The organism is Hwangdonia sp. (assembly GCF_048381975.1).
Classification (GTDB): Bacteria; Bacteroidota; Bacteroidia; order Flavobacteriales; family Flavobacteriaceae; genus Hwangdonia; species Hwangdonia seohaensis.
On the sequence record NZ_JBLWYT010000006.1, the window covers coordinates 44,387 to 65,008 of the forward strand.

Annotated in this window: 18 protein-coding genes; 3 read left to right on the forward strand and 15 right to left on the reverse strand. The window is 36.0% G+C overall.

Annotation, left to right across the window (positions count from 1 at the left end):
* Positions 1-47 precede the first annotated feature (47 nt).
* From ACN5J7_RS11535 to ACN5J7_RS11555, 5 genes are all read right to left on the reverse strand, one after another.
* Positions 48-2,147 carry an amino acid permease gene (locus tag ACN5J7_RS11535; protein WP_418604010.1) on the reverse strand — a complete coding sequence of 700 codons (2,100 nt, stop codon included), beginning with the start codon at positions 2,145-2,147 and terminating at the stop codon, positions 48-50.
* A gap of 556 nt (positions 2,148-2,703) precedes the next feature.
* Entirely contained in the window at positions 2,704-3,492 is a 789-nt protein-coding gene (locus tag ACN5J7_RS11540; protein ID WP_418604011.1) for a hypothetical protein, read from the reverse strand.
* Between the two features lie 138 nt (positions 3,493-3,630).
* Positions 3,631-4,599: a glycogen-binding domain-containing protein gene (locus tag ACN5J7_RS11545; protein WP_418604012.1), complete on the reverse strand. Its 969-nt coding sequence runs from the start codon at positions 4,597-4,599 to the stop codon at positions 3,631-3,633.
* Entirely contained in the window at positions 4,596-5,525 is a 930-nt protein-coding gene (locus ACN5J7_RS11550; protein ID WP_418604013.1) for a hypothetical protein, read from the reverse strand. Before ACN5J7_RS11550 ends, ACN5J7_RS11545 begins: the two co-directional genes overlap by 4 nt.
* A gap of 169 nt (positions 5,526-5,694) precedes the next feature.
* A complete protein-coding gene (locus ACN5J7_RS11555) occupies positions 5,695-6,558 on the reverse strand; it encodes an alpha/beta hydrolase (RefSeq protein ID WP_311937620.1) in 864 nt (287 codons plus the stop codon).
* Between the two features lie 142 nt (positions 6,559-6,700).
* On the opposite strand from ACN5J7_RS11555, the gene ACN5J7_RS11560 reads away from it, so the two are divergent.
* The 3 genes from ACN5J7_RS11560 (at position 6,701) to ACN5J7_RS11570 (ending at position 10,122) form a co-directional block, all read left to right on the forward strand.
* Positions 6,701-7,321 (forward strand): L-threonylcarbamoyladenylate synthase, encoded by a 621-nt coding sequence (locus ACN5J7_RS11560; protein ID WP_418604014.1) that lies wholly within the window; start codon positions 6,701-6,703, stop codon positions 7,319-7,321.
* A 67-nt stretch (positions 7,322-7,388) separates the two neighbouring features.
* Positions 7,389-8,783 carry a DUF819 domain-containing protein gene (locus ACN5J7_RS11565; RefSeq protein ID WP_311937624.1) on the forward strand — a complete coding sequence of 465 codons (1,395 nt, stop codon included), beginning with the start codon at positions 7,389-7,391 and terminating at the stop codon, positions 8,781-8,783.
* Between the two features lie 223 nt (positions 8,784-9,006).
* Complete coding sequence (locus tag ACN5J7_RS11570; protein WP_418604015.1) at positions 9,007-10,122, forward strand: T9SS type A sorting domain-containing protein; 1,116 nt, start codon at positions 9,007-9,009, stop codon at positions 10,120-10,122.
* Between the two features lie 63 nt (positions 10,123-10,185).
* Here the strand turns inward: ACN5J7_RS11570 and ribB are convergent, their stop codons facing one another.
* The 10 genes from ribB to nhaC form a co-directional block, all read right to left on the reverse strand.
* The gene (gene ribB, locus ACN5J7_RS11575) at positions 10,186-11,331 is read right to left on the reverse strand and encodes a 3,4-dihydroxy-2-butanone-4-phosphate synthase (RefSeq protein WP_418604186.1); all 1,146 of its coding nucleotides are present in this window, start codon (positions 11,329-11,331) and stop codon (positions 10,186-10,188) included.
* A 31-nt stretch (positions 11,332-11,362) separates the two neighbouring features.
* Positions 11,363-13,351, reverse strand: coding sequence for an LptF/LptG family permease (locus ACN5J7_RS11580; RefSeq protein WP_418604016.1), 1,989 nt, complete (start codon positions 13,349-13,351; stop codon positions 11,363-11,365).
* Positions 13,352-13,360: 9 nt separating this feature from the next.
* Entirely contained in the window at positions 13,361-13,996 is a 636-nt protein-coding gene (locus ACN5J7_RS11585) for a LolA family protein (protein WP_418604017.1), read from the reverse strand.
* A gap of 61 nt (positions 13,997-14,057) precedes the next feature.
* Complete coding sequence (locus ACN5J7_RS11590; RefSeq protein ID WP_418604018.1) at positions 14,058-16,433, reverse strand: DNA translocase FtsK 4TM domain-containing protein; 2,376 nt, start codon at positions 16,431-16,433, stop codon at positions 14,058-14,060.
* A 112-nt stretch (positions 16,434-16,545) separates the two neighbouring features.
* Entirely contained in the window at positions 16,546-16,914 is a 369-nt protein-coding gene (locus ACN5J7_RS11595; protein WP_418604019.1) for a diacylglycerol kinase, read from the reverse strand.
* On the reverse strand, positions 16,907-17,413 hold the full coding sequence (gene tpx, locus ACN5J7_RS11600) for a thiol peroxidase (protein WP_311937639.1): 507 nt from the start codon (positions 17,411-17,413) through the stop codon (positions 16,907-16,909). The genes ACN5J7_RS11595 and tpx overlap by 8 nt, the downstream gene beginning before the upstream one ends.
* A gap of 142 nt (positions 17,414-17,555) precedes the next feature.
* Entirely contained in the window at positions 17,556-17,813 is a 258-nt protein-coding gene (locus ACN5J7_RS11605) for a DUF6952 family protein (protein WP_311937641.1), read from the reverse strand.
* 107 nt (positions 17,814-17,920) lie between these two features.
* The gene (locus tag ACN5J7_RS11610) at positions 17,921-18,229 is read right to left on the reverse strand and encodes a thioredoxin family protein (protein ID WP_418604020.1); all 309 of its coding nucleotides are present in this window, start codon (positions 18,227-18,229) and stop codon (positions 17,921-17,923) included.
* Between the two features lie 116 nt (positions 18,230-18,345).
* Complete coding sequence (locus ACN5J7_RS11615) at positions 18,346-18,984, reverse strand: peroxiredoxin (RefSeq protein ID WP_311937645.1); 639 nt, start codon at positions 18,982-18,984, stop codon at positions 18,346-18,348.
* Between the two features lie 134 nt (positions 18,985-19,118).
* Positions 19,119-20,615, reverse strand: coding sequence for a Na+/H+ antiporter NhaC (gene nhaC, locus ACN5J7_RS11620; RefSeq protein ID WP_418604021.1), 1,497 nt, complete (start codon positions 20,613-20,615; stop codon positions 19,119-19,121).
* Positions 20,616-20,622 lie beyond the last annotated feature (7 nt).

Here is a 20,622-nt window from a genome sequence, read left to right on the forward strand (position 1 = left end):
TAATCCGAAAATCACATATTGTAATATCGGAAAAATAAATATACCGTCTACGTCTGTATGATGAATTGATCATACAGTTTGTTTATTGATTTGGGCTCACCAACAATGGTAAGAACATCGTTTTCAAGAAGCACCGTCTGTCCTTTTGGTGCAAAAGAGGTGTTGTCTCGATCTACAAATACAACCAATACATCCTGAGGAAGTTTTACTTCCATTAGTTTTTTATTAATGAAAATATTTGAAGGTTCACCTTTTGTTAATGGAAAAGAAATATATTGTTTGTCATGTAAAAGATACTCGGTAACTTCCCTTGCTATTTTTAATGAAAGAATATCTTTGATAAAGTGGTCGCGTTCCGCAATATCTATTAAACTTGATAGCATACGAAGTTGCTGTTTTGGGTTGTTTTCATCGTTTACAAGGAAAAAGAATATTTTTATTTTTTCCTTGTTGATTTTACCATGTTTTTCAACTGGTTTTTCAATGCCCTTTTTACAAAGAACAATGTGGAGCACCGGATGGTTTATATCCAGTTTTTTTGCATAAAGAAGTGAAACTTCAGGAATTACCAAGGCAGGTTCTATTGGAGTTGTTTTTAGGAATTCTTCATTTAAGCTAGTCCGATCAACATTTAATTCCTTAGCAATAGAATTTGCTACATTTTGCACCAAATCTTCAAATTTAGCGTTATCGATAAAGTGTACTTGTGAACGAACAATTGTTTGGTTGAACGGATCGTTCTGTCGCAAACCTTTCTCCCTTAAAATCATCATAAATTCATTTTCCAGTTCATCATGCTGGTGTTTGCCTAACAAAGCGAACCAATGATAAATAGCGCCTTCTCTTTTTACTTTTGAACGAACGAAAAACATATACCATAAGTATGCTAGAATAATGGTAATTAAAGTAAATGCTATCGCCGCCCATCCCATATAGAGCATTAGAGCTAACGAAGAAATAATCCCAAATATTTGCATCCATGGATAAAGGGGGGAATGATATCCGGGGTCGTAAGAAGCAATTTTACTTTTGCGAAAAACGATGACGGCAAAATTTATGGCCATGAATATGAACAATTGAAACGAGCTAGCAAGTTTAACAATGCCTTCTTCAGTAAGGACGATAATACACAATATAATTAAACTTGCCGTAAGGATAATGGCCGGAACTGGTGTACCCCAGCGGCTTATTTTGCTAAATTTCTTTGAAAATAATTTGTCCCTGCCCATGGCTAATGGATAGCGCGAAGTGGCAAGCAAGCCTGCATTTCCAGTAGAAGCAAATGCAAATAAAGCTGCAATAACAATAATATATAACCCTGTTTTGGCAGGTAACCAACTGAATAACTGTTGCGCGGCAGTAGCTACGGGCGAAAGATCTTTAGAAAGTGCTTCGTTGCCCATTATAGTTACCATGACGAAAACACCTAACACATAAATCAATCCGGTAACCAATAGTGACAAGCCCATGCCCAAGGGTATATTGCGTTCTGGGTTTTTAATTTCTTCGGCAACGCTTGCTATTTTTGTTAGTCCTAAATAAGACACAAAAACGAAACCGGTTGTAAAAATAAGACCATGAAATCCTCCGGTAAAAAACGGAGTATAATTGCTTTTGTTGAACCCTATGGAAGCGTTGGTATCCGAGAAAATATTCCAAAAACCATCGACGATAAACGCTCCTAATACTACTAGTAAGCCAACCACAAGTACTTTTTGAATACTTGAAGATTTACTGGTGCCAAATATGTTTAGAACGGCAAATGCCAGTGCGAAAACCACTGCAGTTTCTTTTATTGGGATATTCCAAAATATGGAAGCATAGGCTCCAATACCAACGAGTGCAAATGCTGTTTTTAAAAGTAGTGCGATAAAAGTTCCAATACCACCAATAGTACCCATCATCGGTCCCAAACTTCGGTCAAGAAAAAAGTATGCGCCACCTGACCGTGGTAAGGCAGTAGATATTTCGGCAATACTAAACATGGCAGGCATTATTAAAAGCCCGGAAAGAAAATAGGCCAAAATTACCGACGGTCCGGTATACTGAGCGGCCAGTCCTGGTAACAGAAAAAAACCAGAACTGAACATGGATCCAGTACTTATTGCGAAAACATCAAATAATCCTAATTCTTTTTTTAGTTTCAAGACTCTCTTTTTGTTTGGTTTCTTTTAATCAAAATAATTGTGCAACTATGTTACTACTGTCATTTAAGAGTACATTTAGTAATAATAAATTTATCTGCCAATTTCACGGAAAATGTTAATGCATGTTCTGAGCAAATTGAATAATCTATTGACACTAATATTTTATTTGCCCCTATCATTTTACCTTTACCCTAACATGTGTTTTTTAATGTTGTGTGTTTAAGTAACTAAGTTAGCAAAAAAAACCGAAAAGAAAATCTTCAAAAAACAGTGCCTAAATTGGGTAGTGCAAATAAACCGCATGAAAAATTTTAGGAAACAACGCCTAAAAATTTAAAGTCTGTTGCTAAAACAAATGGTAACATCAATTTATTTGAAGTAAATTGGTTGTTGGAAATGTGGTAAAACACATCCGGTTTGGCACCGGTGAAGTATAGCAAATCGAAGGCAAAGGTGCCGATAAAAAAGCGGAAATTAATTTTCAGCACGGTGGTGTAATTAAGCTGTCGTTGCGTTTTGCTAAATTGGAGGTTGTTGGGCTGATTTGTAATCAATTTTATTTTAATTGATTTAAAAGTTCTATGTTTATTTTTTTTTGCGCAATAGAATCTAATCCATGATTAGTAATGGAGTCGTAATACTTTTGATATTCATTCTCCTTCTCGTTGAAGAAGCTAATTATTTTCTTAATTTCGTTGGAATTTTTACCCCATGATTTATTAACGGAATCAAGTGCTTTATTTTTGTGAATTTCCGTTATGTCAAAGTGTCGCTGCTCATGTTCTAAAAGCAAATGGTTAAAAGTGGTGTCTCTAGTTTTTTTTCTCCATGAATTATGGGGCTTTAAAATTGATGTTAAAATAGCAGGAGGGTAATTATAGACTTTGTTTTCTAAACCTCTAAATTCAGTTAAGATATACGCATCAAATTTTGATTTTTTATCCGGAACTCCTTTGAAACTTTTCCATGTTATTTGTGAATTCCAAATTTCAACATCCTTCATTTTACTATTGAATAACCATGTATCTGAGGTAAATAATGCCCCTGTATTTATTGTTATTAGAAATAGAAATATTAGTGAGTGTTTATTTTTATCTAGTTTTTTTAAAATAATTATTCCTGTTATTATTAAAAGTGCCGATGCAATAAAATTATAATATTGGTAATTTATTTTTAAAATAATATTGATGTAAAGCAGAGTAGTAAAAAGACTGATTATGCTATTACTAGCATTTGGCTTTGCTAGATTATTTAAAAATATCATAAAATGATAGAGAGAAAATAGGGTAGCAGTAAAGCCAATTGTTACTAAAATATGGCTTTTTTCATTGTTTGATAAAATCAAATGAAAAAAAACGATTACAATAAATATTGAAATGAAGTATTTGTAATGATATTTTTTCAATATTAAAACATGTCTTTGTTAATTAAAAATAATGAATTTCAAATATAGCTTTTAAGAAATTAATCAAAAACATAATCATCACTTAATCATACAAACCGAATTAACATGTCCGTTGCCATCGTACTCTTTTACGGCATTATTGGGGTCTAAAACCCATTTGCCATCCACAATAAACTTGTAGTGATGTTTGCCCCCAGAAAGCGGCAATACGTATTTCCAACCGTAATCTTTTTTCTCCATAACCAATTCGTGTTCGTTCCAATTGTTAAACGAACCCGAAAGCACTACTTTTTTGGCTTCGGTGTAGCCTCTCAATTTAAAGGCGGTGTATTCCTTTATATCGATTAGCGAATTGTATTCGCCGTATTCATTCCTCACTTTATGAATATTATTGGGGTCTTCCATCCAATGGCCATCCACAATAAAACGGTATTCGTAAACGCCGGGTTTTATTTTTAGGGTGAGTTCCCAACCGTCGTCAACCTTGTTCATTTTAAACAAATTTTCGTTCCATTTATTAAAAGAACCCGTAACAATTACTTTTTTGGCACTGTTAAAACCTTTTAATTTAAAGTGCGCATTGCCTTTTTCGTTGGGGTACGCCACATACATTTTTAGGTTGTAAACCCCGTGCAATCGCTGACCATCTTTTACGGCTTTGGAAATATTCCCATCTTTTTTCGAGGGTTCTGCCCAATAGGCATTGTTGATGACGAATTTGAATTCCCAAGAAAACTCATCGGTAAAATCGTGAATGCTTTTTCTCAGTTCGTAGCGGTCTTCGTCAACTTTGGTCATATACCATTTGTTTTTAGACCAATTATTGAACTCTCCCGAAACCACCACATTTTCTATTTCCAAATCATCAAAATCGCGTTTATTGCCGCCAAAATCGTGAGTTGCTTTTTGGTAATCGTTTTTATTAAAAGAAAACACAATGGTATCGCCCTCAATTCTGTAGCCTTTAAGGCTATCTTTTTGAGCGTATGTGTTTAAACTTATAAAAGCAAAAACTAAAATGGCGATATGTGCAATAAGTTTTTTCACTGGGTTTTTAATGGGAAATCTACAAAATATAATTTTTCTTTTTGATAGTTGATAATGGTTCTTTTTTGTGCAAAAAATTCGTAGCCAAAAATGCCATCCAAATCGGTGCCAAAAGCATCGTTCATTTTATTTAAGTTGGTTAAAACCGTTAACATGGGGCCAAAATAAATGGTTTCGTTTAATTTAACACGATGCAATTTTCCTGCCATAACCTCAATTTTTTTATTGCTCGCGCCAATTAAGGTCAATCGTTTTTTAGGAATAAAATATTTTAGCACTTTTTTGTTGACGTTTTTACTTATTTGATTGAATTCCGCCGCGGTATCCAAACCAAATTTTAGTTTTTGATTATTGATGGTGCTGTTTAAAACAATGGTGTGCTTTTTTAGTTTGAAATTGACGCTATCCACTATTTTTTCCAAATACACCTGTTTATCCAGCTTGTTTCCATTGGCATCTACTTTTGTTAACGTGATTTGGTTTAAGTGCATATCGACAAAAATCTCGTAATCTTTTAAGATGTTATAGCCAATAATACCCAAAAGCTTGATTTTTTTGCTGTGCTCGATATGCGATAAATCGATAACATCGGAGCTTTTGTTTTCTAACCTAAAGTTTTGCAATACAAACTCTTTAACTTGTTTTTCGTAGGAGTAGTCGATGGCTTCCAAAACACCGGAAGTTTCTTTGTATTTGCGGTTATTGGCGTACATGTTCGGGAAATGGCCGCTGTTTAATATTAAGGTTTCAGAGCCTGTATCAATAATGAAGTTGCCTTTTTTGTTTAATAATTCAGCTTCAACCACGATTAAATGATCGACGAGTTTAAACGGAATTCTGGTGGTATATTCATTTAAAATTTCGGCTTTAGTAAAGAGAATAGATTTTTTTATGCCATGGGTTGCAAAAACCAAATGGCAATTCAAGGTGAAAATCGATATAAATAAAAGAAGCCTTAGCATATTATTAAGACTAATATACTCGCGAAATGTTACAATTTTTACTCGATAATCGAGATTAAAATATTCCGGGGTTTGTTCTAAACCTATTGCATTTTTCCACTAAAGCTCGTGAGCTGGCTTCAAGGTAGGTTGTTTACAAATGGTTATTTATGAAAACTTTAAGTTTTACCCAAGTGTCCAATAATTCCAATCCAATCCAACCATGTCCCGCATTTGGGTATAAAGTAAACTCGTGCGTAACGCCCAAGCTTTGTAACTTATCGCGCATATCGGTGCCCTGTGTAGTAGGTATTAACGGGTCTTGTCCGCCATAAAACAAAATAGTTGGAGGTGATAAAACCGTAGCTTGATGGAATGGGCTAACTTCTTCTAAAAAATCCGTTGTTGCATTTGCGCCGTACAAATCCAACAATTCCTGTAAAACGGGGTTGGTATTATTTAAATATGCTGGGTCTGTTAAATTTGTTGGTCCCACAATACTGCACACCATATTTACATTGGTATTGGCATCAAAAGCGTAACTCCAAAGCAACGATAAATGCCCACCCGCACTCGTGCCTATAAATCCGATAGCTTCAGAAATGGTGTAATTTATTTTATTGTCTTTTAAATGATTGATGATGGTTGTAATATCCTCCATTTGCATCGGGTAGGGGTTGTTGTTTTCATCTGCCAATCTGTAATTGATATTTACAATGGCTAGGTTAGGAAAATCCTGACGTAGCAAATCTTTTATGGGATTCATTTCAGCTTTATCACCAGCAGACCAACCGCCACCGTGCACTAAAACCATCAATTTGGTATTGGCCGTTCTATTGGCGGGCAGATATAAATCGAATTTTTGGTCGGCATCCTCGCCGTAAGAAATATTTAATTCCTCATAATATTTTGAAGGGTCTAAACTTGTTATTGGGTCTTCGGTTGCTGTTTCATTCGAACAACTAAAGGCAACCAAAGTTATAATCAGAATTAAAAAAGTAGATTTAAGTGCATTCATGGGTTATGTTTGTTTTTTCATAACATAAAACCTAGGCGGAAAAAAGAATCATTTTTGCTTGGTTTTAAAGATTATTTTAATCCTATTGGTTTCGTTATAAAAATAATATTTACTTTGTAAACGTAATTACAAGATAGTTATTATGGCTGAGTTTTTAAGAATATATGAAGAAAATCCCAATCCGAAAGCGATTGAAAAAGTGGTAGCTGTTTTAAAACGCGGCGGCCTAATAATTTATCCCACCGATACCGTGTACGGTTTGGGCTGCGATATTACCAATATAAAAGCTTTGGAACGTGTTGCGAAAATTAAGCAAGTAAAACTTGAAAAAGCCAATTTCTCGTTTGTTTGCCACGATTTAAGCAACCTAAGCGATTATGTAAAACAAATAGATACAACAACTTTTAAAATTCTAAAACGTGCGCTCCCTGGGCCATATACCTTTGTTCTTCCCGGAGGGAAATCACTTCCAAATCCTTTTAAAAAGCGCAAAACAGTGGGTATTCGAGTGCCAAATAACAATATTGCTTTAGATATTGTTAAGCGGTTGGGCAACCCCATTATATCGACGTCTATCCATGATGAAGACGAAGTTTTGGAATACACCACCGATCCTGAATTAATATTGGAAAAATGGAGTAACTTAGTCGATTTGGTAATTGATGGTGGTTATGGCGATAATGAAGCCTCAACGGTTATTGATTTATCCGAAGACGAACCTATTATTATTAGAGAAGGTAAAGGCAGTTTGGAGATTTTTTAAACGCCATTTCAATCAGGAGTATTAAACAAAACACATATTTTTAAACACTTTAACTATACAACCCTTTATGAATTTAGCAGAAATAAGCAGCGACGTTCCTTTATTTGCAAACGACACCATTATTTTTGGTGTTTTATCCGTAACACTGGCCCTAATATTTTACTCATCTAGTTTACCTCGTTTTTCAAAATTTTACAGCATTATTCCCGCGCTTTTATTGTGCTATTTTATTCCGTCCATATTAAGTTCAGTAGGCTTAATTGCCGATAAATGGATTGATGTTTCGGCAACCATAATACACCTGCAATCTATTTACGGCAATTTAGACGGCGTTACCAATTTGCATACCTTAAAGGAATATGCAATGGTAAATCATATAAAACCATCGGAGTATTCGCAATTTATTGGTGGTAGTAATTTGTATTATGTGGCTTCTCGATTTTTACTGCCCGCTTCATTGGTGCTTTTAACTATGAGCATCGATTTAAAAGGCGTGTTCAAACTCGGTTCAAAAGCCTTAATTATGTTTTTAACAGCAACCGTTGGCGTTATGATTGGCGGGCCGTTGGCCATTTTGTTTTTTAAGTTTGTGGCACCAGATATTTTAACCTCTGTTGAAGGCACCGAATTATGGAAAGGCCTATCTACCGTTGCAGGAAGTTGGATTGGTGGTGGCGCCAACCAATTGGCCATGAAAGAACAGTGGGAAGTTGGCGATAGCCTGTTTAGTATTATGGCCGTAGTAGATGTTTTGGTCGCCGAAGTTTGGATGGTATTCTTGTTGCTTGGTGTTGCTAAGTCCGATAAAATAGACAAGTATTTTAAAGCTGATAATTCGTCTATCACCACACTAAAAAACAAGATGGAAAAATTTAGCTTGGAAACGGCTAGAGTACCTTCTTTCAATGATTTTATGATTCTTTTGGGAATTGGTTTTGGTGTGACTTCCATAGGGCATTTAGTAGGCGATAATTTAAGTGTTTGGATAAAGGAAAATGCGCCGGTTTTAGTTGATTTCGGACTTGGAAGTTCGTTTTTCTGGCTCATTATTACGGCAACAACGGTTGGTGTTTTTCTATCGTTTACAAAAATGAAAAGTTACGAAGGTGCCGGAGCCAGTAAAATAGGAACGGTATTCATTTACATTTTAGTGGCAGCCATAGGCATGAAAATGAATTTGAACGCGATTGTGGAAAATATCAGTTTATTTGCCATTGGCTTTGTGTGGATGATTATTCACGTAGCCTTACTATTTATTGTTGCTAAAATTATAAAAGCACCTTATTTCTTTTTGGCAGTGGGCTCAAAAGCCAATATTGGTGGCGCTGCTTCTGCGCCTGTGGTTGCCGGTGCTTTCCATCCATCGTTGGCGCCAGTTGGTGTCCTGTTGGCTGTATTGGGTTATGCTTTAGGAACTTATGCAGCGTTTGCCTGTGCGTTAATGATGAAGTGGGTGAGCTAGGAAATTCAATAACTTAAAAATAATTTTAATAGGATTTTTAATAATTATTTATATCTTTAGTTGGTGCAACTTATTGCATAATAATTGATTAATAGCAGATTTTAGAGCAATTGAGGGTTGTTTTTAACCTTGATTGTATTTAGATTTTATAGATTAAATTAAAAAAGCTCTCCTTTTTAATTTATTTCAAGGCATTTGTATAATCCATTTAAAGCTATTAATTATGAAGCGACTTTTACACATTCCAACGTTTATTTTTACTTTTATTATATGTTTCACCAGTTTTTCGCAAACCTATAAAGTTGATGAAAAACGAATTTATGCATGGGATGCGTTTGCATCAGATTGGGAGCATAACCTTACCGAGCAGTTTATCTATGCCAACGGTGGTACAAAAGAAACACTTTTGCAAGGATTTAACATGCCTGGGATGATGTTAACCTATCAAGATGTTAAAACCTACAATGCTAATAATGACATTATTTTAGATGTAGGACAAATATGGAATGGCATTACATTGCAATGGGAAAACACAAGTCAAACCATTTTCTTATATGATTTATCGAATAATTTAATAGAAGAAATAGACCAATCATACAATGCTATTACCCTACTATACGAAAATGCGTATAGAGTGTTGTATGAGTACTCGGGGTCGAATGTTATTAAATTTACCTATCAAAATTGGGATACAACTGCTTGGGTAAATGAAGATAAGTTAGAGGTCACTTATACGTCAGGATTGCCAACACAAATAATTTCCAGTGTTTGGAACACAACAACGAATATGTGGGATTTGGATGAACGCGACACGGCAACATATACAAATGGACTGAGAACGGAACTGGTTGTTGAAACGTACAATGGAAGCGGTTGGGATTTGCTTGAAAGATATTTAACGACGTATTCAGGATCACTAGAAACAGAGTACATCCAACAAAGTTGGAACGGGTCTATATTTGTAAACTCCGATAGGGAATTAAGCATCTATGACGGTAACGATAATAAAACAGAATATATTTGGTACAGTTGGGTTGCCAACGCGTGGGAACCTTATTATAAAGAGGAAATGGACTATTCTCTTGCTGTATCCTTAAGTACGGATTCTTTTCTTAAAGACAGTTTTAAATTATACCCGAACCCAGCTTCAGATGTTATACATATAGCTTCCAAAATAGCTATTGATAAAGTGGAATTATATAACGTTTTAGGTAAAAAAGTATTACAATCCTCTAACAGCTCCAAAGCATTAAATATTGAAAGCTTACAGTCTGGAATTTATATTCTAAAAGTGTATAATAACGATAAAAGTGCATCCAAAAAAATAGTGGTAAAATAGTTTTTAAGACAGCTATTAATTGAGGAAAAGGAAGTTTAATACTTAACGGTATTGGCTTCCTTTTTAATATTTAACGTAGCTTACAATCTCCAAACCATAACCAATCAAGCCCACGCGTTTGGTCTGTTCTGTGTTGGACATCAAGTTTAACTTATGGATATTTAAGTCGTGCAGAATTTGGGCACCGATACCAAAATCGCGATTGTCCATGTTTATTTTTGGTGCTTTTGAAATTTTATTCGGACTCTGGTTTTCCTTCAAAAAAGACAAACGCTTTAAAATATTCATAGACTGCGATTCTTGATTTATAAACAGAATAGCACCCTTGCCATTGTTGTTAATAAGCTTAAACATATTGTCCAATTGCTTATCAATATTATTGGTAAGTGTTCCAAGTATATCGTTGTTAATTAACGTGGAATTAATTCTGGTAAGTACGGGTTCGTTATCTTTCCATTGTCCTTTGGTTAAAGCTATGTGTACTTGATCGTTGGTGGTTTGTTGGTACGCTCTTAAACGAAAACTTCCAAAACGAGTTTCTATCTGAAAATCTTCTTTTTTATCGATTAGCGAGTCGTGTTGCATTCTGTACGCCACCAAATCTTCAATCGATACAATTTTTAAATCAAGCTTTTTGGACACTTCCATAAGCTGAGGTAAGCGCGCCATGGTGCCATCTTCATTCATTATTTCAACAATAACGCCAGCAGGTTTTAAACCAGCCAAACGTGCAAAATCTATGGCGGCTTCGGTGTGTCCCGTGCGTCGTAAAACGCCTCCTTCTTTGGCTACTAATGGAAATATATGTCCGGGTCTGCCCAACTCAAAAGGTTTTGTATTGGGGTCTATTAACGCCTTAACCGTTTTTGCTCTATCGCTGGCTGAAATCCCTGTACTTACGCCGTTGCCTCTTAAATCTACCGATACCGTAAACGCTGTTTCCATCGGGTCCGTGTTATTGTGCACCATCATATTAAGTTCCAGTTCTTTGCAGCGGTTTTCGGTAAGTGGTGTACAAATAAGCCCTCTGCCGTGGGTTGCCATAAAATTTATCATCTGTGGCGTAACCTTATCGGCGGCAGCCACAAAATCACCTTCGTTTTCACGGTTTTCGTCATCAACAACAATAATAACTTTGCCGTTTCGTATATCGTCTATAGCTTCGTGGATGGTATTCAGTTTAAATTCCGAAGTTTTATTTGTGGTCATAGGTTCTAAAATCATGGTGCAAAGATATTGCTTATTTTAAACTATCTAAACAATTTTGTTTTAAGTCCTCGTTAATTTTCACATTTAAAAAAGGATAAACCAGCATATATAAAGGCACGCCAATTATTAAAAGGATAATATGTGGCATCTTTACTTTTTTATTGATGTGGCTATAAAAACGGTTTAAATTAAAAATGGATTTTAAATAATAAATGATGAATAAAAACAAAGCAACCGCGCTAAGTTGGATGGATGCCGCCTGTAACGATGGCATTTTGTTGTTTTTAAAAACAAAGAACAATACTAAAAGAACAACCCCAATACCGTATAATACGATAGCGAATTTTGAATGCGCTATGTAATTGTTGAACATGGTTTTTGAGGCATCAAAAGCTGTACGGATTGATACGCCCTGGTTTCTCATTTCATCAATGTTAACACCTCTTGCATTTAAGGTTTTAATGGCTTCGTAACGTGTATTTTCACTATGCCCGAGGGATTCATATTGCTTAACAACGTTAATTAATTCTTCATTTGAATATTTAGAAAGAAACTTGTAGCTAACACTGTCCTTTGGCTTAATATTGAATATTTTTTTCAATGGTTCAATAATATTGCCCATTTCAAACAAGCCTTTATCCTCTGTAGCTCTTTTAGTTAAAAACAGACCCAGCGGAAACATAACAAGCGTAGAAAACCAACTGGCAAGTATAGGGTTAAAATCACCACTTTTTGCACTGTTTATAGCAAAAATCCCAATAAAATGATAGGCTAAAAATAGTACGATGGCAATTACCATTGGCAAGCCAATACCTCCTTTACGTATTAAAGCACCAAGTGGGGCGCCAACAAAAAATAGAATAACGCATGCAAACCCGAGTGCCAGTTTTTCGTGAAAGGACACAATATGCTTATTGTAATTGCTTTTTGCAAATTTCTGTTCAAGTTGTTTCGATTCAATAATCTGCTTCGTGCTTTTAATGTTTCTTAACGCTAAATCGAGAAGCTGCGATTTGTTTTTGGTTTCAAATAAATCCAATATTTCGCCGCTGTAAATGGAATCGCTTTTAGGTTTTACTTTTGATTTAGGAACATCTATGTTTTTTAGCCTCGTAATATTAGTGCGTTGGTACAGGCTTTTAGAAAGCGTTTTGTGTGCTGAGTTTCTTTTTTTTGTAAGCGAGTCAATAGTATAATTTAATTCGCTTAAATTAAGCATGTTGTATTTGTCGGAATCCGATTTGGCATCAATATCTACATTGTCGTTGATTTGCGATAAATCAATATTAATGGTGTATTTTTCAAATGTACTTTTGGCAAAAGGCTGCTTGTTTCTTTCTTCAGGTTTTTTACGATAAATATCATTATAATAATTTCCGTCGGATAAAATAAGCTTTAAAACATTTGAGGTTTCTTTACCTATAAGTTCTCCAGAAACAGATTTTATCATTTGTGAATTGGTACGGCTGTCTGCACCTTGGCCTTTAATATGGATAATAACATCGTTAAGATATTGCCCCTTATCACCGCTTTTACTTGCAAATTTAATGTTGTAATCGCCAACTTCGTTAAATTGCCCTTCGGCCAAAAGCATTGCAGGTTTAAGTTTCGCAATGTTTTTTCGTAAGTTGAGCGAGTTGTATTCGGCCCACGGAATAACGTTATTGGAAAACATAAAAGTAGTAAAGCCCAAAACCACAATAAATATGCTAAGTCCCGACATGGCGCGTTGCAGGGAAATCCCGGTCGATTTCATGGCGGCAAACTCATAATTCTCGGCAAAACTACCAAACACCATGATGGACGATAAGAGTATGGTGAGCGGTATAACCAGCGGAATTAGCTTAGGCATAAAATACGCCAGAAACTTAAAAACCACAACCATATCCAAATCTTTACCGGCAAGCTCTTTTATATACAGCCAAATGGTTTGCAAAACAAAAATCAGCAAAAGAATTACAAATACGCTGAGAAAAGTTTTAAGATATGTGGTTAGTATGTAACGGTCAAGAATTTTCACAAAAGTTACCTAATCTAATTTATTGATGTAATAATCTTTGTATTTATTGGCATCAAAGGTAAATAAGCTTTTTGATAAAGGTTCGTTTGTTTTAAAAGAATTAACAGTAAGCGTTGTTTTGGTTCCGTTTTTACCGATTTGAATGAGGTTATAAATGTGTTTGGTTTGTTTATCTACACCCAAAAGAATGTGCTTGATTTCAGAGTTCGAATCAATGGGTGTTAACTTAACGTACTGTACTTTTCGGCCTTGTATATTTTGCTCAATATCCAAAGCATAGGTATAACCATCTTCGTAAAACGACAGCATTTTACTTGGGGTAATGTTGTCTTCGTCGTCGGTATTATCAGATGAAATGGTAACTTCCTCGTCTTCGGGACTAATGCTGTATGTTGTTTTACCGTCGAAAAGACGCGTAATTCCCAAAATGTTCAATCGGTATTTTTCACCTTGCATCACCACATCGCCACGGGTTTCTTGTTTGATGTTTTCAGAAGTATTTTCAAGGACATATTTGAAATCTATTGAAATATTATCGTAGCTTTTTACTTTGGCCGAAACGTCTTGTAATAACGATTTACCTTCGTTTTGAGAAAAGACACTAACTGAAAGTGTGAGTAATAAAATGCTAATAATTTTTTTCATTGAATAACTTTTTTTTCATTTCCGCACTTCGACTGCGCTCAGGGAAGCTAAGGAAATCTAATTATAATTCGTTTTCTAAATGCTGATCGAGCGCCAATAAATCGGGTATTAAAACCTGTCTGGCTTTGCTGCCTTCAAATGGGCCAACAATACCGGCGGCCTCTAATTGGTCTATTATTCTGCCCGCTCGGTTGTATCCTAATTTTAGTTTTCGTTGCAATAAAGAAGCCGAGCCTTGTTGCGCCGTAACAATAACAATGGCGGCGTCTTTAAACAGCTTGTCCCGATCTGATATATCTATATCAAGACTTGTGCCACTTTCCTCCCCAACATACTCGGGTAAAAGATAGGCTTCGGGGTAAGCTTTTTGCGAGCCAATATAATCGGTAATGCGTTCTACTTCGGGGGTGTCAACAAAGGCGCATTGCACACGAATAACATCGTTACCTTGCGTAAACAGCATGTCACCACGACCGATAAGTTGATCGGCACCAGAGCCATCTAAAATGGTTCGTGAATCTATTTTACTGGTTACCCTAAACGCAATTCGCGCCGGGAAATTGGCTTTAATAATACCTGTGATAACGTTAACCGACGGACGCTGTGTGGCAATAATTAAGTGAATACCAATGGCACGCGCCAATTGAGCTAAACGCGCAATGGGTGTTTCAACCTCTTTACCGGCAGTCATTATTAAATCTGCAAACTCATCAACAACCAAAACGATGTATGGTAAAAATTGATGACCGTCGTTCGGGTTTAACTTTCGTGCTTTAAACTTCGCGTTGTATTCGGCTATGTTTCTACATAAGGCATTTTTAAGCAACTCGTAGCGGTTATCCATTTCAATACATAATGAATTTAATGTATTGATTACCTTTGTGTTATCCGTGATAATGGCTTCTTCGCTATCTGGTAGTTTTGCTAAATAATGGCGTTCGATTTTATTGAAAAGCGTCAGTTCCACTTTTTTAGGATCGACTAAAATAAACTTAACCTCTGCCGGATGTTTTTTGTACAAAAGAGATGTTAATACCGCATTTAATCCCACCGATTTACCTTGTCCGGTTGCACCCGCCATAAGTAAGTGTGGCATTTTTGCAAGATCGACAACAAAGGTTTCGTTGCTAATGGTTTTACCTAAAGCAATAGGCAATTGCATTTCGGATGTTTGGAACTTTTTTGAAGCGATTACTGAACGCATCGACACAATGGTTGAATTTTTATTGGGCACCTCAATACCAATAGTGCCTTTTCCTGGAATGGGCGCAATAATACGAATACCAAGTGCGGAGAGCGATAAAGCGATATCGTCTTCTAAATTCTTGATTTTCGAAATTCGCACGCCGGCTTCGGGAACAATTTCATACAAGGTAACCGTTGGGCCAATCGTGGCTTTTATGCTGGCAATGCCAATTTTGTAATTGCTTAAGGTTTCAACAATTTTATTTTTATTTTCCTCAAGCTCTTCTTGATTGATGGTAATGCCTTCGGTATCGTATTTTTTAAGAAGGTCCAGTGGCGGAAATTGATAGTTGCTCAACTCCAAAGTAGGGTCGAATTGCCCGAAATCCTCTACCAATTTATTGGCCAAATTATCGGTTTCCGATTGTTCTTCGGCTACGGTTTCAACCTTCATTTCTAAATCCGGTTCTTCTTCCTCGGTTATTTTGACCTCCAAAGGTGTTGCGGTTTCGGGTTTAGTTTCTTTTTTCGCGGTTGGTGGTTTATTTTCCAAAGGAATATCAAAAGCCGTTTTTATGGCTTCGGCTTCTTCGGATAAATTATTGTCAAGCGGAATAGAAAACTCATCATTGGCTTTAGAAAATTCATCCTTTATATCTTTTTTGGCCGATTTGAAAAGTTTAGCAATACTGTGGAACGTCACTTTAAAACGAATGGCTAAATAGGTGATTAAACCAAATAAAAGTAGGAGTGAAGTGCCTATTTTACCGATATAATCTTGTAGAAACATATTTATTTCGAAACCGATTGTCCCTCCGAGAATATCCTTTTTATCGCCAAAAAAACCAAAAAGAACAGATATCCAAATGATGATGAATATGCCCCAGAACCAATGTTTGCGCAATTTTGCTTTGGCAATATCCATAAGCACGTAAACACCGGAAAGAAATAGCAATCCAGAAAATATAAAGGAAGCGACACCAAACCCGCGCTGTATAAATAAATCGCTTAACCAAGCGCCACTTTTGCTTAACCAGTTTTGGGTTTCTGTTTCGCGATTTGTGAAATTTGACAAGCTACTTTGGTCGGCTTCACCCGTAAAGAAAAACGATATAAAAGCAATACACAACAGTATACCCAAAATAACCAAAAAGCTACCCAATACCAATTTTTGCTGGCTAGATAACTTAAAATCAGGTTTTTTAATTTTTCGTTTTGGTGCTTTGTTAGTCTTTGTTTTTTTCTTCGCCATTAATGGTGTTTAATATCAATTTGAGTTCCTGAAACGCGGCCAGGGTTGCATCGCTAAAAACGACTGAGCAAAAATACAAATTACTAACGTTTATCCTAAGGGTTATCGTATATTAAAAAATCTTGGGAAGGTAAATTACAAACCCAATTATAATAGCAAAAACGCTGGCAATAAAAACCGCACCAGCAGCGATATCTTTGATGAGTCCGATTTTTATATGATGCTCCGGATGCATAAAATCGGCAATTTCTTCAATCGCGGTATTTATGCCCTCAACGCTCATAACCATGCCAATGGCTAGGCATTGCACAATCCATTCGTAGGTTGAAATATTAAAATAGAATCCAGCTATAGTCATTAAAATGGCTATAAAAAACTGTATTTTTATGCTGGATTCGGTTTTTAAAAGTAGTAAAGCGCCTTTAAAAGCATAGCCCACACTTTTTATGCGGTTGAACAAAAAGGACTCTTTTTTACTCATCTAATAAGGCCTCTAATGCCGCTTTGTAATTGGGCTCGTCTACGGTTTCGCTTACTTGTTCGGTGTATTTAACGGTATGGTTTTCGTCCAAAACCACCACACAACGCGAATGTAAAGCCTCTAAAGGGCCATCAATAAAGTTTAAACCGTAATCTTTACCGAATCTTCCATCTTTATAATCTGATAAACTGATGACATCTTCTAAACCTTCGGCGCCACAAAAACGTGCATGGGCGAATGGTAAATCGTGCGAAATGCAAAGTACTTTAGTGTTTTCCAATTCGCTGGCTTCTTGATTGAAGGTTCGTACAGATTGAGCGCAGGTGCCCGTATCAATGCTCGGGAAAATGTTTAAAACCAATTTACTTCCTTTATAGTTACTTAGGCTATGGGTAGATAAATCTGTTGCCGTAAGTAAAAAGTCCGGTGCTTTTGTTCCTATTGCAGGTAAACTTCCTGAGGTATTTATTGGGTTACCTTTTAATGTTACTGTTGCCATTTTATTTGTTTATTGGTTAAGAATTTAAAAATATGAATATTTAATGTTTTTACGCTTATCATTTTTAAAATTGTTTCAACAAAAAAACGCTTTATCCGTTAAATGGGACAAAGCGTTTAATATTTATTATAAAGGCAATCTTTTAAGTATCGATTGAGCCTAATACACGTTTCATAAAACTATTTAAGGCCTCTTTTTTGGGTGTACCGTCTTTTATCAATTTATTGACTTCGATAGCGCCGTACATGTTGGAAATTAACTCACCAATAACATCTAATTCTTCATCTTTTAAAGAAGATACTTCTGTTAAAGCCTCTAGGGTTTCAATAGTTTCTATTACAAAATCTTCATCGTTTTCTTCAATGAATTCTGTTAGGTGTTTTATTATTGGTAGTTTCATTTGTTATTGTGTTTTCTGTTTCCGCCGTTCAACTATCTGAGAAGATAAACTTGGGTGGAAATCTTTAATATTGAAGTGTGATTGATGTTTCCGCGAAAGCGAAAACCTTAAACTGTTTCGTTTACTAATTCCTTTAAAACGTCAAATTTGTTAGTTTGAACTTGGTTTACAAAATTACCGTTTTTAAAGGTTGCAAACGTTGGTAAATTATCAACGGTTGCCAATTTTCTGGATTCTGGAAATTTTTCGGCGTCGGCCATGACAAATGTAGCGTTTTCGGTTTCAGAAGCCAATTTCTTGAATTTAGGTTTCATAATTCTACAGTTGCCGCACCAAGTGGCAGAATATTGTACAATTACGGTATCGTTATTTGAAATGATGTCTCCTAAATTATCTTGTTCTAATTCTTGTACCATAATGTTTTGATTTTTTAAATTATAAGTACCAAATTCCAATTTATCTTGTTTGGAATTTGGTACTTTTTTATTGAATTTTTGTGATAGTTTTTTAACCTAACTGGTTAGTGCAAACTCTAGTGAGTTGCTAAATACGCAGCAGTACCTTTGGCATTGGCTTGCATGGCGTCTTTACCTTCTTCCCAGTTTGCTGGACAAACCTCGCCTTTTACTTGTACGTGCGTTAAAGCATCAACCAAACGAAGATATTCACCAACGTTTCTACCTAAAGGCATGTTATTAATGCTTTCGTGCTGTACGATACCGTCTTCATCGATAATGTAAGTAGCTCGATATGTTACGTTGTCGCCTTCGACCTGAACGGTTCCGGTTTCTTCGTCGTAAGTTTCGTTTGTAATATCTAAAATACCTAAAATGCTTGACAGGTTTCGGTTGCTATCCGCTAAAATAGGATAGGTTACACCCTCAATACCGCCATTGTCTTTGGCTGTACTTAACCAAGCAAAATGAACTTCTGGTGTATCACAAGACGCGCCAATAACGATTGTGTTGCGTTTTTCAAATTCCGGTAAAGCTTCTTGAAAGGCGTGTAACTCTGTTGGACACACAAACGTAAAATCTTTTGGGTACCAAAATAACACCACTTTTTTCTTGTTATTTACTGCTTCTTCTAATACGTTTACTTTAAAAGTATCGCCCATTTCGTTCATGGCGTTTACGTTTAAGTCTGGAAATTTTTTACCTACAAATGACATGTGAATTTTATTTTTAATTGTTAATAATTTCTTCCATACAAAGATACTATACCCTTTCAATTTTATGAGGAAATAAAATTCTTATTATTTATCTTTCGATAGATTTTAATTATGGTAAAAAACAATATCAATAGTTATTTGTTATTCTCTTTCAGTTGCTTGATTTTAATCGAAAAAGCGGCAAAAAGTAAAGTCATAATCGGACTTAAGATGCTAAAGAATGCGTAGGGAATATAAGCTGTAGCTCCGGCGTAACCAAAAAGGACTTTTGAATGATAGGCGCCACAGGTGTTCCACGGGATTAAAACCGAGGTTACCGTTCCGGAGTCTTCTAGCGTTCTACTTAAGTTTTCTGGCGCTAAGCCTTTGTCTTCATAAGCTTGTTTAAACATTTTACCGGGTACAACAATAGACAGGTATTGATCGGATGCCGTTAAATTCAATGCCAAACAACTGGCAACGGTGCTAGCAAATAGCCCAAATGTAGTATGTGCCATCTTTAAGAGCGATTTTGTAATTCTGGATAAAGCACCAATAGCATCCATAACGCCTCCAAAAACCATGGCGCAAATTATGAGCCAAATGGTACCAAGCATGCCTTTCATACCGCCCGCGGTAAATAAATCATTAAGTTCTTCACTACTTGTCGTTACTGCGGTATCAATGGTTAAGGCATTCATAACGCCTTTGTATGCAGAATGAAAGTTTATCGATTCGGCACCTGCGATATTGGCAACAATATTTGGTTGTGCAATAATGGCAGCAGCACCACCTAAAAGGGCGCCTAATAAAAGGGCGATAAGTGGTGGTTTCTTTTTAATGATTAAAAAAATCACAAATCCAGGAATAATAAATAACCAAGGGCTTATATTAAATACGGCATCCATAGCGTCCAATTTATCTTGAATAACTGGCGCACCGGTCGTACCTAAATTTAAACCAATAATTATAAAGATAATGAGGGTAATTACTATGGTTGGTACCGTAGTAAGTGTCATGTATTTGATGTGTGTAAACAATTCGCTGCCAGCCATGGCGGGTGCTAAGTTTGTGGTATCGCTAAGGGGCGATAATTTATCTCCAAAATAAGCTCCAGAAAGTACGGCGCCTGCAGTCATGCCCATAGAAATGCCTAAAGTTTGGCCAATGCCAACCAAAGCAATACCTACGGTTGCAGATGTGGTCCAGGAACTTCCCGTTGCGATAGAAATAATGGAACAGATAATTACACAAGCCGCCAGAAAAATAGTTGGATTAAGTATTTGCAAGCCGTAATAAATCATGGTTGGAATAATGCCGCTTATTAACCACGTACCGGCCAGAGCGCCCACCATTAATAAAATTAAAATGGCACCCGTTGTCGATTTAACGTTTTCTGCAACTTCGGCAATCATGCGTTTATGGGGTACTTTGTTTTTGTAACCTACAATTGCGGCTACTGCAGCTCCCATTAAAAGTATGAATTGATTACTGCCGCTCAAGGCATTATCGCCATAAATGTAAATGTTGTAAGCCAGCATACCAATAAGTGCAACTACGGGTATTAAAGCTTCCCAAATGTTTAATTCTGTATTGTCAATTATTTTTTGATTTTTAATTTTTATCTCTGAAATATTTTTTTCGTCTTGCATCTGCTCG